The 14,531-nt window shown below is 44.3% G+C and carries 14 protein-coding genes; 6 read left to right on the top strand and 8 right to left on the bottom strand.

Features of this window, described 5'->3' with window-relative positions; all coding sequences use genetic code 11:
• Positions 1–161: 161 nt before the first annotated feature.
• A complete protein-coding gene (gene rluF / locus AB6E54_RS19210; RefSeq protein WP_017064161.1) occupies positions 162–1,295 on the top strand; it encodes a 23S rRNA pseudouridine(2604) synthase RluF in 1,134 nt (377 codons plus the stop codon).
• 106 nt (positions 1,296–1,401) lie between these two features.
• Here the strand turns inward: rluF and ybaK are convergent, their stop codons facing one another.
• From ybaK to hemA, 8 genes are all read right to left on the bottom strand, one after another.
• Positions 1,402–1,875 carry a Cys-tRNA(Pro) deacylase gene (gene ybaK / locus AB6E54_RS19215; RefSeq protein WP_017062318.1) on the bottom strand — a complete coding sequence of 158 codons (474 nt, stop codon included), beginning with the start codon at positions 1,873–1,875 and terminating at the stop codon, positions 1,402–1,404.
• Between the two features lie 104 nt (positions 1,876–1,979).
• Positions 1,980–3,641 (bottom strand): bifunctional UDP-sugar hydrolase/5'-nucleotidase UshA, encoded by a 1,662-nt coding sequence (gene ushA / locus AB6E54_RS19220; RefSeq protein WP_017064163.1) that lies wholly within the window; start codon positions 3,639–3,641, stop codon positions 1,980–1,982.
• Between the two features lie 454 nt (positions 3,642–4,095).
• Positions 4,096–4,950 carry a 3-deoxy-8-phosphooctulonate synthase gene (gene kdsA, locus AB6E54_RS19225; protein ID WP_017069619.1) on the bottom strand — a complete coding sequence of 285 codons (855 nt, stop codon included), beginning with the start codon at positions 4,948–4,950 and terminating at the stop codon, positions 4,096–4,098.
• A 22-nt stretch (positions 4,951–4,972) separates the two neighbouring features.
• Positions 4,973–5,782, bottom strand: a complete 810-nt coding sequence (locus tag AB6E54_RS19230; RefSeq protein WP_171733548.1) for a SirB1 family protein — start codon at positions 5,780–5,782, stop codon at positions 4,973–4,975.
• Positions 5,783–5,809: 27 nt separating this feature from the next.
• The gene (locus AB6E54_RS19235; RefSeq protein WP_009848726.1) at positions 5,810–6,193 is read right to left on the bottom strand and encodes a SirB2 family protein; all 384 of its coding nucleotides are present in this window, start codon (positions 6,191–6,193) and stop codon (positions 5,810–5,812) included.
• 194 nt (positions 6,194–6,387) lie between these two features.
• Positions 6,388–7,248 (bottom strand): peptide chain release factor N(5)-glutamine methyltransferase, encoded by an 861-nt coding sequence (gene prmC, locus AB6E54_RS19240; protein ID WP_017062314.1) that lies wholly within the window; start codon positions 7,246–7,248, stop codon positions 6,388–6,390.
• A gap of 5 nt (positions 7,249–7,253) precedes the next feature.
• Complete coding sequence (prfA, locus tag AB6E54_RS19245; protein ID WP_017062313.1) at positions 7,254–8,342, bottom strand: peptide chain release factor 1; 1,089 nt, start codon at positions 8,340–8,342, stop codon at positions 7,254–7,256.
• 28 nt (positions 8,343–8,370) lie between these two features.
• Complete coding sequence (hemA, locus tag AB6E54_RS19250; RefSeq protein ID WP_372099495.1) at positions 8,371–9,630, bottom strand: glutamyl-tRNA reductase; 1,260 nt, start codon at positions 9,628–9,630, stop codon at positions 8,371–8,373.
• A gap of 160 nt (positions 9,631–9,790) precedes the next feature.
• On the opposite strand from hemA, the gene lolB reads away from it, so the two are divergent.
• The 5 genes from lolB (at position 9,791) to ychF (ending at position 14,198) form a co-directional block, all read left to right on the top strand.
• A complete protein-coding gene (gene lolB, locus AB6E54_RS19255; protein ID WP_061034148.1) occupies positions 9,791–10,438 on the top strand; it encodes a lipoprotein insertase outer membrane protein LolB in 648 nt (215 codons plus the stop codon).
• A complete protein-coding gene (gene ispE, locus AB6E54_RS19260; protein ID WP_372106510.1) occupies positions 10,435–11,310 on the top strand; it encodes a 4-(cytidine 5'-diphospho)-2-C-methyl-D-erythritol kinase in 876 nt (291 codons plus the stop codon). The genes lolB and ispE overlap by 4 nt, the downstream gene beginning before the upstream one ends.
• A gap of 27 nt (positions 11,311–11,337) precedes the next feature.
• Positions 11,338–12,282: a ribose-phosphate pyrophosphokinase gene (locus AB6E54_RS19265; protein ID WP_004739814.1), complete on the top strand. Its 945-nt coding sequence runs from the start codon at positions 11,338–11,340 to the stop codon at positions 12,280–12,282.
• Positions 12,283–12,505: 223 nt separating this feature from the next.
• Positions 12,506–13,096, top strand: a complete 591-nt coding sequence (pth, locus tag AB6E54_RS19270; protein ID WP_004739815.1) for an aminoacyl-tRNA hydrolase — start codon at positions 12,506–12,508, stop codon at positions 13,094–13,096.
• A 10-nt stretch (positions 13,097–13,106) separates the two neighbouring features.
• Complete coding sequence (gene ychF / locus AB6E54_RS19275; protein ID WP_010439159.1) at positions 13,107–14,198, top strand: redox-regulated ATPase YchF; 1,092 nt, start codon at positions 13,107–13,109, stop codon at positions 14,196–14,198.
• Positions 14,199–14,531 lie beyond the last annotated feature (333 nt).

Genomic DNA, 14,531 nt, shown 5'->3' on the forward strand with positions numbered 1-14,531 from the left:
AAATGGACTAGTAACGATTTTGCATCAAGATCGATATTTCGTGCCTAGACTCACACCAAGTGCTAAAATTACCTCAGTTAACGAATTTCAACTCAAAGCAACTATCCAAAGGTTGCTTTTTGTTTATCTACATTTCCGTTGTGAAACGCTAAGAGAATATCATGTCACAAGAATCCCAAGCTAAACGCCTTAATAAATACATCAGTGAAACTGGTTTTTGCTCACGCCGCGAAGCCGATAAACTGATTGATGCAGGCCGAGTTACTATTAACGGTAAGATCCCTGAAATGGGTACTAAAGTCTTGCCAGGTGATGATGTTGAGATCGACAATAAGCCTGTTCGCTCAAAAGAGAAGCCGATTTACATTGCTCTCAATAAACCAACAGGTATCACCTGTACGACTGAGCGTGATATTCCTGGCAACATCGTCGACTTTATTGGCCACCACAAGCGCATTTTCCCGATTGGTCGTCTAGATAAGCCTTCTGATGGCCTTATCTTCCTAACCAATGACGGCGACATCGTAAACAAGATCCTACGTGCAGGTAACAACCACGAGAAAGAATACGTGGTGCGTGTAGATAAGCCGATTACGACGGAATTCTTGAAGCAAATGGGCGCTGGCGTTCACATTCTCGATACAGTCACTTTGCCATGTAAAGTAGAGAAAGAGACTAAGTTCTCATTCCGAATTACGCTAACACAAGGCCTTAACCGCCAAATTCGCCGTATGTGTGAAGCGCTCGGTTATGAAGTATTTAAACTGCGTCGTGTTCGTATTATGAATATCTCACTAGACGGTATTCCTAACGGCAAATGGCGCTACCTGAGCGACGAAGAGATCACTGAAATTTTAGCGATGTGTGAAGGCTCAGTAAGTACGGAAGATGCGTCAAAAATGAACGCGAAAGGTCAACGCATTCGCAAAGCGACTGACGCGAAACTTTTTGATAGCCGTGAAGAGAACCAAGCTTCAACAGCGCGCCGTAATCAAAACGAGAACCGTACACGCACCTACCGCGGTAACAATGCGGATGAATTCCGTCATGCACCTAATTCAAAGCGTGGCCGCAATTCATCGAATGGTGAAAGCGGTGGTAATACCGAGAACTGGAAATCGAACTCTCGTTCAGAGCGTTCTAATTCAGATAGAAATCGTTCGGATCGCAATCGCACAGATCGCGATAATACCGATCGTAGAAGCGGGAAGCCGGCAAACCGCAGCCAAGATTCAAACAGACCGAACAAACCTGCACCAAAGCGTGTTGGTGGTACTTTAGGTCTGAAGAAGTAGTCTGAATCAGTAAGACGAGACTCTCGATATAAAAACGCCCGCTAGATTAGTCTAGCGGGCGTTTTTGTTGGTCATTCGATAGTTTTATCATCATGACGACGACAATCTATAAACATAAATCAGCAAACTGGCCGCGAGTCAGAAATGTTAAGTCTTTTGGGTCTAATTCAATCTCTAGCCCACGCTTACCTGCACTCACACATATCGTTTCAAAATCTGTCGCACTGGAATGAACGAAGGTAGGCAGTGCTTTCTTCTGTCCAAGCGGACTAATGCCACCAACAACATAACCCGTGGTTTTCTGAGCAATCTCAGGATCGGCCATCTCTGCTTTTTTGCCTTTCGCTGCTTTAGCGGCAAGCTTTAGATTTAGCTTCTGGTCGACAGGAATAACGGCAACCGCCAAATCTTTCGCCACACCATTCAAGCAGAACAACAGCGTTTTGAATACACGTTTGGGATCTTGACCAAGCGCTTCAACGGCTTCTAAACCATAGTTCGTATTATTCGCATCATGATGATACTGGTGCACACTATGAGCGATTTTCTTTTTCTTGGCGAGATTGATTGCAGGGGTCATAACAAATCCAAACGATAGATAAACAAAAAGCGACGCCAAGGCGTCGCTTTAGTTAAATTTATCATGGTGCTAGAGTCAATCTAATTTAGCACCTATTGATACAATTACTTGTAAACCATTTGGCCTGAAGGCGCGTACTTGTTCACGTCAACCGGGCTGTTTGCTTCTAGGTACTCTTTCAGTACTTCAGCATCAACAAAACCAGTATTTACGTAACCTGGGTGATCAGACAGTTTAGGGTAACCGTCACCACCAGCAGCGTTAAAGCTTGGTACTGTGAAACGGTAAGTTTCGTCTAGACGAAGCTGTTTGCCACCGATGAATACATTCGATACTTCACCGTTCGCTACTGTCATAGAGATTCCAGCAAACTGAGCGTAAGCACCAGAATCGATTGGTTTAGTCGCTACTACATTTAGGTAATCCAGAACTTCTTTACCCGTCATGTCTGTGTAAGTCAGGATGTTTGCAAAAGGCTGTACCTTCAGTACATCTTTGTAAGTAACATTACCGGCTTCAATTGAGTCACGAACGCCACCAGAGTTCATCACAGCGAAGTCTGCTTTTGCACGCTCCATGTGAGAAGTCGCAATCAAACGACCTAGGTTGGTCTGTTGGAAGCGAACGACGTTACGATCGCCTTCAAGCTTGCCATTTGTCTCTGCGATTTGAACTTCTAGCTGTGCTTGACCTTGCTCTTGGAAAGGACGTAGGAATTCAAGTAGCTCTGGGTCTTGTGCGATTTCATCTTGAATAAGAACACGTTGCTTCTTACCGTCAATCTTAACTTTCTTCTTAAGGTTAACTGGAATCAGGTCGTAGCTCACCATTTCTAGTTCGCCGTTACGGAATTCGTAATCAGCACGACCTACGTACTTGCCCCACTCATGAGCTTGAACGATGTAAGTACCATTCTGTACGTCAGGCTTACACTCATCACCCGGCTTGAAGTTTTTCTTCGCAACGTTAGGGCCTTCCATACATACAGGCTCTTGAGAGTGACCACCAACGATCATGTCTAGATCGCCTTCGTTTAGGTAACGAGCAAGTGCGACATCACCCGGAGCATTAACACCACGTTGGCCATTTTCGTAGTGACCCATATGAGTCACAGCAAAGATTAGATCCGGTTTTTCTGTTTCTTTAAGTTCAGCGATTAGCTTCTTCGCTTCTTCTTTAGGATCACGGAAGTCGATGCCTGCGATAAATTCAGGGTTACCAATCTTTTGGGTATCTTCAGTTGTTAAACCAATAACCGCAATCTTGATGCCTTGCTTTTCGAACATCTCGTAAGCTTGGAACTTACGTTCACCTGTCGCTTTATCGTAGATGTTTGCAGATAGCATTGGGAAGTTAGCCCAGTCGATCTGCTTTTGTAATACGTCTAAAGAGTTATCAAACTCGTGGTTACCCAATGCCATGGCATCGTAACCAATTTTGTTCATACCTTTAAAATCAGGTTCTGCGTCCTGAAGGTCTGACTCTGGAACACCCGTGTTGATGTCACCGCCAGATAGAAGCAACACGCTACCGCCTTCTGCTTCAACTTCTGAACGAAGTTGGTCAACTAGCGTTTTACGTGCAGACATGCCGTATTCGCCATATTTATTCTGCCAGAAACGACCATGGTTATCGTTTGTGTGAAGAATCGTTAGCTTGTAAGTTTCGTCTTGGTTCCAATCATGAGCTGATTGAGACGCACACCCAGCTAGAGTAGCTAGGATTGCAGCACTTAGTGCTGTCTTTAGAATAAGGCGTTGCTTCATTGTCATACCTTTGAACTTTTTAGGGGAATCCACTGCTTTTTATAATCTATTGCGACCCCTTTCCTGGAGTTCGAACAATAAGACTTCAACATGACTAATCTTAAATTAACATTCTAGATGTAACACGACGATTTCATATTTATGTCGAATTGGTCACACATAGGTCAACAGTTAAGTGTAACAAAATTATGAGATTACACTCAAACTTCCCCTGCATCACAAGCAATCGTTTACTTACAAAGTGTGATGAATATCAGTAATTTACTGCAAACAGGACTGACCTCACACTCATATAAGAGTTTCTTAGGTAATAACCCGCCACGTTAACAACTCTTTAAATGAACGGTTTATGTTCGGCTGATTTTACGAGATAAAAAAAACCCAATTCAGAGAACTGGGCTTTCTTAGATCAACTTTGTTAAATAACGTTTCCGTTACTTCACATCCATCTCAATTATTTAATATCAATATGCTCAAAGCCTTTGATAAGGTCATCAAGTGCTTTCATCTGCTTCAAGAACGGCTCTAGTTTGTCTAGAGGTAGCGCAGATGGGCCATCACAACGAGCTTGGTCTGGGTTTGGGTGAGCTTCAATGAACAGACCCGCAATACCCGTAGCAAGACCCGCTTTAGCAAGTTCAACCGTTTGCTCACGACGACCGCCAGATGCAGCACCTGATGGGTCACGCATTTGTAGAGAGTGCGTCACGTCGAAGATGATTGGGCTACCGTTTGAAGACTTCTTCATTACGCCAAAGCCAAGCATATCCACAACAAGGTTATCGTAACCCATGCAAGCGCCACGCTCACAAAGGATGATGTTGTCATTACCGCACTCAGCGAACTTATCAACGATGTTGCCAACTTGATTCGGGCTCATGAACTGAGGCTTCTTCACGTTGATTACTGCGCCAGTCTTAGCCATTGCTTCAACAAGATCAGTTTGACGAGCTAGGAATGCAGGTAGTTGGATTACATCAACCACATCCGCAACAGGCTGAGCTTGAGCTTCTGTGTGGATATCAGTAATGATCTTCACGCCGAAAGTATCTTTCAGCTCTTGGAAGATTTTGAGACCTTCTTCCATTCCTGGACCACGGTATGAATGAACTGAGCTGCGGTTCGCTTTATCAAAAGACGCCTTAAATACGTAAGGGATGCCCAGCTTCTCGGTTACTTTTACATAGTGCTCACAGATCTGCATAGCAAGATCGCGAGATTCAAGAACGTTCATGCCTGCAAATAGCGTAAATGGCTTGTCGTTAGCAATTGGCATATCGCCAATATGAACTGTTTTCTGTTCCATCATATTCTCTCTAAATAATTATTAATTAGTGAACAACCACTGTCTTTTCGTTCATGACGTTCACTTGAGATTTCAGTAACTCAGATGCCGGGTCATCTGGGCATTGGTCGATAAAGTATTGATAATCGGTTGCGGCTACTTGGTGACAGTCTAGCTGCTGATAGATAAAACCGCGGTCACGGATTTCATATGGGTCATCAGGTACAAACGTCAAAGCAAGGTCAGTACACTTCAATGCAAGTGTATAACGCTCTTCTCGCAGCAGTGCACTCTTGAGCAGGGCTAACCACTTACCAATAATTGTTGGGTGGTCGGCGACTTCTAAGTGCTCAGGTTTCACCTTAGCTAATGGGCCGTCATGTCCAATTAACCATGCTCGCAGCGTTTGTTCGCCAACATACTCACCGTTATAAGGGTTAATATAAGCTGTAGCTTGCCCGTACCAACTTACTTTAAGTAAGAATTGAGTCGGGAAAGAGACGCCCTCTACAGGAAAGCCTAGCTTGCGACCTAGAAAAAGAAAAATCGCCCCCAGACTGACTGGAATACCTTTCTTTCTCTCAAGCACTTTATCGATGAACGCGTTTTCCGAAGAGAAATACGCATCTTTATCGCCAGCAAAACCCCATTCATAAAAGAATAGTCGAATAAAAGATTCAAACTTCTGCTGTTCATCGGTTTCATTAACCAAAGCAAACTCGGCGTCTTTTAACAATCTCGCCAGCTCTTGCTCTGCCCAACTGTCTTGAGTTTCTGGGTTAATCGCTTTATTTAAGATCAATGCACCTTCAGCTAATTCTAGCTGGTCAAAGTCTTCATCAAAAAATTCGTACATAGATAGTTAACCGAAATAAGGAGATAATTAACCGAAAAATGTTGGTGTCTTGGTCATTGCGATTTTGCCTGCCATCGCTAACCAGCCAAGCGCACCAAAGAAAGAGAATACTCTCAGTAGCTTGTTTTTACCTAGCTTAAGCGCAAAGAAACCTAATGCGATGTAAGCCATAACACAAGTTAGTTTTTCGGTTAACCATGGTGCTGCTGGTGTAAATGGAATAAAGCCAGTGATGAAAATCAAACCAATACCCGATAGCAATAGCAACGAGTCATTGATATGAGGGAAACGCTGCAAGAAAGGATGCTTAAGCTTAGGTGAGTTAGCCATCATAAGAGCGAAACGAATCGAGAGAAGTAGCGCACTTATAGCAATCGTTAATAGGTGAAAATGTTTTAGACCTTCGTACATGGTATTCCTTTATATTTTTATATGTGCTTTCGTTAACACGAGCCTCACAATACCCGTTAATGCTCTGTAGTTCTGCATAAAATCTCTGTATTTCTGCGTTAAATGCATTATCGGGTTAAATGTATTGTCGAGTTCAAGGTATCAATTTAGCAAGTTCATCATCCATTGCTCACAAGACGATTAACAATCACTAACTATGAACAGTAACGACCCAATGTCACTCGGTCATTACCACCGTAATCTTTCTCTGTGACAACATCGAGATAACCGAGCGCCTGCATAATCTCACGAACTGCCAAACCTTGGTCATAGCCGTGTTCAAATGCTAACCAACCTTCATTTTCCAAAAAGCCACGTGCGTTTTCAGAAATGTATCGAATATCTGCAAGCCCTTTCTCTTCAGCAACCAGTGCTGTGATCGGCTCAAAACGCACATCGCCTTGAGACAAATGAGGATCATTCTTCTCAATGTATGGCGGGTTAGAAACAATCAGAGAGAATTTCACAACGCCTTCAGAGCTCAAAGGCTCAAACCAACTACCATGCAAAAAAGTCGCATTGGTGATGTTGAGACGCTGTGCATTCTCTGTCGCAAGCTGCTGCGCTTCAGGGCGAAGATCAATACCCGTCACCTGTCGATTCGGCATCTCAGACGCCAATGCTAACGCGATAGCACCTGTACCTGTCCCTAAATCGAGAATCGCGCCTTGCTTGCCAAAGGTTTTATCCAACGCTACTTCAACCAAACGCTCGGTATCTGGGCGTGGGATTAATGTAGAAGGGGAAACTTTTAACGGCAGTGACCAAAACTCACGCTCACCGATAATGTAAGCCACAGGCTCACCGGTTAAGCGACGTTTTAGAAGGGCATTGAATTCAGACTCTTGCTCAGAGGTGAGATGCTTCTCAGGCCAAGTCAGTAGGTAAGATCTTGGTTTATCTAAGGCGTGACAAAGCAGTACCGCGGCATCAATAGAGGGTGATGTGTTATCACCCTCTTGAAGCTTTACGATTGCTGCTTTTAAAGCACTTTCAACCGTATATGCTGACTGCATACTGGTTAGTTGTTCTCTGCAAGTGCAGCAAGCTGATCGGCTTGGTGCTCTTGAAGTACAGGATCAAGCAAGCTTTGCATGTCACCTTCAAGTACTTCGTTAAGACGGTAAATTGTAAGGTTGATACGGTGATCCGAAACACGGCCTTGTGGGTAGTTGTACGTACGAATACGGTCACTACGGTCACCCGAACCTAGTAGGTTACGACGTGTATCAGAAACCGCTGCCGCGCGGCGCTCTTCTTCTGCTTGAACAATACGAGCAGCAAGAACAGCCATCGCTTTCGCTTTGTTTTTATGCTGAGAACGCTCGTCCTGACACTCTACTACTGTACCCGTTGGTAAGTGAGTAATACGGATTGCTGAATCCGTGGTGTTAACGTGCTGACCACCCGCGCCTGATGCACGGAAAGTATCAATTTTAAGGTCGCCCGCTTTGATTTCTGGAAGATCCGCTTCTGGGATCTCAGGCATAACCGCAACCGTACATGCTGACGTGTGAACACGGCCTTGAGATTCGGTTTCAGGTACACGTTGTACACGGTGACCGCCTGACTCAAACTTCATGGTGCCGTAAACAGCGTCGCCACTAACCTTAGCGATCATCTCTTTGTAGCCGCCTTGCTCAGAAGCATTGCTGCTCATGATTTCAACACGCCAACCTTTCTTCTCAGCAAACTTAGAGTACATACGGAACAGGTTGCCCGCGAAGATACCTGCTTCATCACCACCCGCACCTGCGCGGATTTCTAGGAAACAGTTACGCTCATCGTTTGGATCTTTTGGAATAAGAAGAATCTGTAGCTCATCAGTCAGACGCTCAATTGCTGCTTTCGCATCTTTGATTTCATCTTGAGCCATTTCACGCATTTCTGCGTCGTCTTCGTTTGCCATCTCTTCAGCAGCTTCTAGATCTTCTTTCGCTTGCTGGTATGACTGGAAGCAAGCTGTCACTTCTTCAAGTTGAGAGTATTCTTTCGAAAGTGCACGGAATTTGTCTTGATTCCCGATTACATCTGGATCACCAAGTAGATGTTGAACTTCTTCATAGCGTTCAACAAGTGTTTCAAGCTTTACTAGAATCGAGGCTTTCATAATGTCTTATCTTGTTGGAGGTCTAATATTATTGAGGGTTTTCTAAGCCCAAACTCTGTCTAATGACCATTAATTTTGCAGGTTCTCCTTGCTCAGCTGCACTTTGAAGTGCGCGCGTTGGAGCATGGATCAATTTGTTTGTGAGCTTATTGCTGAGCTCGAGTAAAACTTTTTCAGGGTCACCGCCAGCGGCAAGCGATTGTAAACTTTTACTTAATAATTCTTCGCGGATTTCGTTAGCCGATTTACGGTAATCTCGAATACTGTCTACCGCTTGTAAAGAGCGCATCCAACTCATGAACGCGGCACTTTCTTCACTGACGATCGCTTCAGCTTGAATCGCTTCAACTTTACGTTGTTCGATATTGCCATCAACAATCGACTGCAAATCATCAACCGAATAAAGGTAGGCATCATTTAGATCACCAACCTGCGATTCCACATCACGTGGAACGGCAATATCAACCAATAACATCGGCTGATGCTTTCTTGTTTTTAGAGCAGTCTCAACCATACCCTTACCGATAATAGGCAATGGACTTGCGGTTGAGCTAATTACGATGTCCGCTCGATGAAGATGATCAGGGATCTCATTCAAGCTGATCACTTCAGCACCAAATTCTTCTGCTAGCCCTAGAGCACGTTCTCGAGTTCGGTTCGCCACAATCATTTTTGCACAGCCATTCGCCGAAAGGTGCTTAGCCACCAGCTCAATGGTTTCACCCGCACCAACCAGTAACACGGTTGAATCTGCGATGGATTCAAAGATATGCTTGGCTAAGGTACAGGCTGCGTAAGCTACAGAAACCGCGCTTCCGCCGATTTCAGTTTCAGTTCGAACACGCTTCGCAACAGAAAATGATTTCTGGAATAGTTTTTCCATTGAAGCATCAACGGATTTGTTCTCTCGCGAGTCCGTATACGCTTGCTTCACCTGACCTAAGATCTGCGGTTCACCCAAGACTAAAGAGTCCAAACCACAAGCAACGCGCATTAAGTGTTTAATCGCCGCCTGCTCTTCATGGATATAAAGGCTTGGCTTTAGCTCTTCTGGGCTAACTTGATGGAAAACCGACAACCAATCGATGAGTTTGTTTTTAGCCACGCCTTTAACGTCGCAATACACTTCAGTTCGATTACAGGTAGAAAGTATGACACTTCCATTCACGTGTGCATTTGCGTTAAGTTGCTTGAGTGCCTCAGATAATTTATCTGGACCAAAAGCGACTTTTTCTCGCAATTCAACCGACGCTGTATTGTGATTGATACCTACGGCAAGCAAAGACATGTATCAGAAGTTCTCGATCAGGGAATGGAAACAAGGGGCGAATTTTACTTGATGCATGGCTCTATTTAAAGAGCAAGCGGGATTTGTTTTCCTGACTTCGTGAATTCAATGCTATAGTTGAAGCGTTTTTTAGATGAATTTGAACAAGTTGTGAGCAAATATGGGCAAGCTTCGTAAAATCGCGTCTCTTATTTTTATTACCATAATCATGGTGGGTTGCTCGTCTATCCCGGAACAACCGACGAGTGTTGAATGGCAAACACACCAAAGCCGCCTATTACAGATAGAAAACTATCAAGCTTCAGGTAAGCTTGCCTACATCTCTCCCGAGCAGCGCCAAAGCCTCAATTTCGTTTGGAAGCACTCTCCAAATCAAAGCCAATTAAGACTCACTACTTTCCTTGGTCAAACCGCATTAAACCTGACCATTGATCCATCTGGCGCCAAAGTCGTCACTTATGATGACCAAGTATTTACCCACGCGAGCGCCTCTATTTTGGTTGAGCAGCTTACAGGCTTGAAGATCCCTGTTGATCATCTGCCACAATGGTTCCTTGGCATTCCAGACCAAGCGGATAGCTATCAGCTAAATACAACGAACACCCTTGAGTCACTAACCAAGCAAGTCAGCAACCAACTATGGACTCTGAGTTTTGCTAACTATCGCAATACAGAGATGCCGAGTACTCTGCAATCTGGTGAAGACAAAGTAAATGTGGAGACGATTCCGCTCCCTACTCGACTCTCTTTCAAGCAAGACCAAAACAAAATCAACATCGTAGTTTCGAAGTGGACACTGAAAAAATGATTACAACACCAACACACTGGCCTTCTCCAGCAAAGCTGAATCTATTTCTTTATATCACTGGCCGACGTGATAATGGTTACCACGAGCTTCAAACACTCTTTCAGTTCGTTGACTTTGGTGATGAACTGACGGTTACCGCAAACTCAGAAACGAGCTCGATAACCATCACGCCAGAAATACCTGGTGTAGCGCTTGAAGACAACCTAATTTGGAAAGCCGCTACTGCACTTCAACAGTACACCTCAACCTCTTTCGGTGCCGATATTGAGCTAAAGAAAGTGCTACCAATGGGTGGTGGTATTGGCGGAGGCTCTTCAAATGCTGCAACTGTGTTAGTGGCGCTTAATTACTTGTGGCAACTGAATCTTTCTGATGATCAACTTGCAGAGATCGGTTTGAAGCTTGGTGCTGACGTTCCTGTCTTCGTTCGAGGCCACGCCGCCTTTGCTGAAGGGGTTGGAGAACAATTGTCACCAGCTAATCCGGATGAAAAATGGTATCTAGTCGCCAAACCTCAAGTGAGCATAGCAACTTCAGACATATTCAAACATTCAGAATTAACTCGAAATACGCCAAAGCGAGCGCTAGCAACGCTTCTAGAGCAAGAATACGTAAACGATTGCGAAAAAATTGTGCGAATGCTGTACCCAGAGGTTGATAAGCAACTTTCATGGCTGCTACAATACGCGCCGTCGAGATTGACTGGTACAGGTTCGTGCGTTTTTGCTGAATTTAACAGCAAAAAAGAAGCCGAATTGGTGCGAGAACAACTGCCTGACACAGTTTCCGCTTTCGTAGCGAAAGGAAGAAACATTTCTCCTTTAAAAGAAACTCTGGCTGAATACCAATCAGCCCACCCACAATCTATTTAAAACTGGACGCAACCCGAGGTTTCCACCGTGCCTGATATGAAGCTATTTGCTGGTAACGCAACACCTGAACTAGCCCAACGTATTGCTGATCGTCTATACATCTCTCTTGGCGATGCTACTGTAGACCGTTTTTCTGATGGCGAAGTCGCTGTTCAAATCAATGAAAACGTTCGTGGTAGCGATGTATTCCTGATTCAATCAACTTGTGCACCAACCAATGACAACCTTATGGAATTGGTGGTAATGATTGACGCAATGCGCCGTGCTTCTGCTGGCCGTATTACTGCTGTAATCCCTTACTTCGGTTATGCCCGTCAAGATCGTCGTGTACGTTCTGCTCGTGTGCCAATTACTGCAAAAGTTGTTGCAGACTTCCTTTCTAACGTTGGCGTTGACCGCGTTCTTACTATCGACCTACACGCAGAGCAAATCCAAGGCTTCTTCGATGTACCTGTTGATAACATCTTCGGCACTCCAGTTCTTCTAGAAGACATGGCTAACCGTGGCCTAGAAAACCCAGTAGTGGTTTCTCCAGACCTTGGTGGTGTTGTACGTGCTCGTGCAACGGCTAAAGCGCTAGGTGATGTTGACATCGCTATCGTTGATAAGCGTCGTCCACGTGCTAACGTTTCTGAAGTAATGAACCTAATCGGTGATGTTGAAGGTCGTGACTGTGTTATCGTTGATGACATGATCGATACGGGTGGCACACTATGTAAAGCAGCTGAAGCGCTTAAAGAGCGCGGTGCTAAGCGTGTATTCGCTTACGCAACTCACGCTGTTTTCTCTGGTACTGCTGCGAACAACATCAAGAACTCTGTTCTAGACCAAGTTATCGTAACGGATTCTATCTCTCTATCTCCAGAGATGGCTGCGACGGGTAAAGTGACAACACTTAGCCTTTCTCGCATGCTTGCTGAAGCGATTCGTCGTATCAGCAACGAAGAATCAATCTCAGCGATGTTCAACTAATCAAAGCCCAATAGCTTTTTTTACAAAAGCTTGGTTTTAGAAACAAGCGAGAGAAAGATATTAAGCACTTCAGTCAATGAAGTGCTTTTTTTATGTCTGAGCAATATTGCACTGCTAGTTATCACAAACAGGAATAATCGCGCAGCTATCAGCTAGCTCGCACCTTTTTCATAAACTGTGATATCATACGGCGCTTTTTGAAATCCCAAGAGAGATCCATACCTTGAGCCAACAAATAAAACTTCTCGTTGGACTGGCTAATCCAGGTCCAGAATACGCCAAAACTCGCCACAACGCGGGCGCTTGGGTAGTTGAAGAATTAGCGCGTGTACATAACGTGACACTAAAGAACGAACCAAAGTTCTTTGGCCTAACGGGTCGTATCATGGTTCACGGTGAAGATCTTCGTTTGCTGATCCCAACGACTTTTATGAACTTGTCAGGCAAAGCAGTTGCAGCCTTAGCAAAGTTCTACCAAATTAAACCAGAAGAGATCATGGTCGCTCACGATGAGTTAGATCTGCCTCCTGGTATTGGAAAGTTTAAAAAAGGTGGTGGTCATGGCGGACATAATGGTCTGAAAGACATCATCAGCAAGCAGGGTAACAATAAAGAATTCTATCGTCTTAGATTAGGCATCGGCCATCCAGGACACAAAGATAAAGTTGCAGGTTATGTATTAGGCAAAGCTCCTCAAAAAGAGCAAGAGTGTATCGAGGCCGTCGTTGACGAATCGGTTCGCAGCCTAGACATCTTATTAAAAGATGGCCTACCAAAAGCACAAAATCGCTTACATACGTTCAAAGCAGAATAAGGTTTATATCATGGGTTTTAAATGTGGCATCGTTGGTCTACCAAACGTTGGTAAGTCAACTCTGTTTAACGCACTGACTAAAGCAGGCATCGAAGCAGCAAACTTTCCATTTTGTACGATCGAACCAAACACAGGTATCGTTCCGGTTCCAGATCTACGCTTAGATGCATTAGCAAAAATTGTTAATCCACAGAAGATCCTTCCAACGACAATGGAATTCGTAGATATCGCGGGCCTAGTTGCTGGCGCATCTAAAGGTGAAGGTCTTGGTAACAAATTCCTAGCTAACATCCGTGAAACTGACGCTATCGGTCACGTTGTACGCTGCTTTGAAAATGAAAACATTGTTCACGTTGCTGGCAAAGTATCTCCAATTGAAGATATCGAAGTGATCAACCTAGAACTTGCACTGGCTGACTTAGACAGCTGTGAGCGTGCAATTCAACGTAACGCGAAGAAAGCGAAAGGCGGCGACAAAGACGCTAAATTCGAAATCACTGTACTAGAAAAGCTACTTCCAGTTCTAACTGAAGGTGGTATGGCACGTACTGTTGAACTTGGCAAAGAAGAAGCGGCAGCAATCGGCTACCTAAACTTCCTAACGCTTAAGCCAACAATGTACATCGCAAACGTTGCAGAAGATGGTTTTGAAAATAACCCATACCTAGACGCTGTTCGTGAATACGCAGAAAACGAAAACAACGTTGTTGTTGCTGTTTGTGCAGCAATCGAATCAGAGCTTTCTGAGCTTGATGACGAAGATCGCGAAGAGTTCCTTGCGGATATGGGTATCGAAGAACCAGGTCTTAACCGAGTGATCCGCTCTGGTTACGAACTACTGACTCTTCAGACTTACTTCACAGCTGGTGTTAAAGAAGTTCGTGCTTGGACAATCCCTGTAGGTGCAACTGCGCCACAAGCAGCGGGTAAGATCCATACAGACTTCGAGAAAGGTTTCATCCGTGCTGAAGTTGTTGGATTCGATCACTTCATCGAATTTAACGGTGAGAGCGGTGCGAAAGACGCAGGTAAATGGCGCCTTGAAGGTAAAGAATACATCGTTAAAGATGGTGACGTTGTTCACTTCCGCTTCAATGTATAATTCTGATTAAACATCTAGAAAAAAGGCCAGTGAATTCACTGGCCTTTTTGTTTTTCCCCTTTCTAAATTGTCCCTCACCAGAAAGTTAACTTCCTATATATATCGCCTTTTAGACCTGTTTTTTGTCGACAAATACGCCTCTTTGCCTAAAAAGAAACCGAACAGATGTTTATTCGCGATTTATTCAAAAAAAAAGTTGACGGGTTTCACTCAACTCCGCATAATGCGCCCCGTTCACAGCGAAGCGGCAACGTTTCGAAATGAGCAACAATATGGAAATGGCTACTTAGCTCAGTTGGTTAGAGCACATCACTCATAATGATGGGGTCGCAG

The organism is Vibrio sp. 10N.247.311.49 (assembly GCF_041467655.1).
In the GTDB taxonomy this organism is placed as follows: Bacteria; Pseudomonadota; Gammaproteobacteria; order Enterobacterales; family Vibrionaceae; genus Vibrio; species Vibrio crassostreae_C.

Bases quoted from the DNA above. Each gene is read 5' to 3' on its own strand.
- rluF (WP_017064161.1), top strand. From the start codon at position 162: ATGTCACAAGAATCCCAAGCTAAACGCCTTAATAAATACATCAGTGAA.
- ybaK (WP_017062318.1), bottom strand. From the start codon at position 1,875: ATGACCCCTGCAATCAATCTCGCCAAGAAAAAGAAAATCGCTCATAGT.
- ushA (WP_017064163.1), bottom strand. From the start codon at position 3,641: ATGAAGCAACGCCTTATTCTAAAGACAGCACTAAGTGCTGCAATCCTA.
- kdsA (WP_017069619.1), bottom strand. From the start codon at position 4,950: ATGATGGAACAGAAAACAGTTCATATTGGCGATATGCCAATTGCTAAC.
- AB6E54_RS19230 (WP_171733548.1), bottom strand. From the start codon at position 5,782: ATGTACGAATTTTTTGATGAAGACTTTGACCAGCTAGAATTAGCTGAA.
- AB6E54_RS19235 (WP_009848726.1), bottom strand. From the start codon at position 6,193: ATGTACGAAGGTCTAAAACATTTTCACCTATTAACGATTGCTATAAGT.
- prmC (WP_017062314.1), bottom strand. From the start codon at position 7,248: ATGCAGTCAGCATATACGGTTGAAAGTGCTTTAAAAGCAGCAATCGTA.
- prfA (WP_017062313.1), bottom strand. From the start codon at position 8,342: ATGAAAGCCTCGATTCTAGTAAAGCTTGAAACACTTGTTGAACGCTAT.
- hemA (WP_372099495.1), bottom strand. From the start codon at position 9,630: ATGTCTTTGCTTGCCGTAGGTATCAATCACAATACAGCGTCGGTTGAA.
- lolB (WP_061034148.1), top strand. From the start codon at position 9,791: ATGGGCAAGCTTCGTAAAATCGCGTCTCTTATTTTTATTACCATAATC.
- ispE (WP_372106510.1), top strand. From the start codon at position 10,435: ATGATTACAACACCAACACACTGGCCTTCTCCAGCAAAGCTGAATCTA.
- ychF (WP_010439159.1), top strand. From the start codon at position 13,107: ATGGGTTTTAAATGTGGCATCGTTGGTCTACCAAACGTTGGTAAGTCA.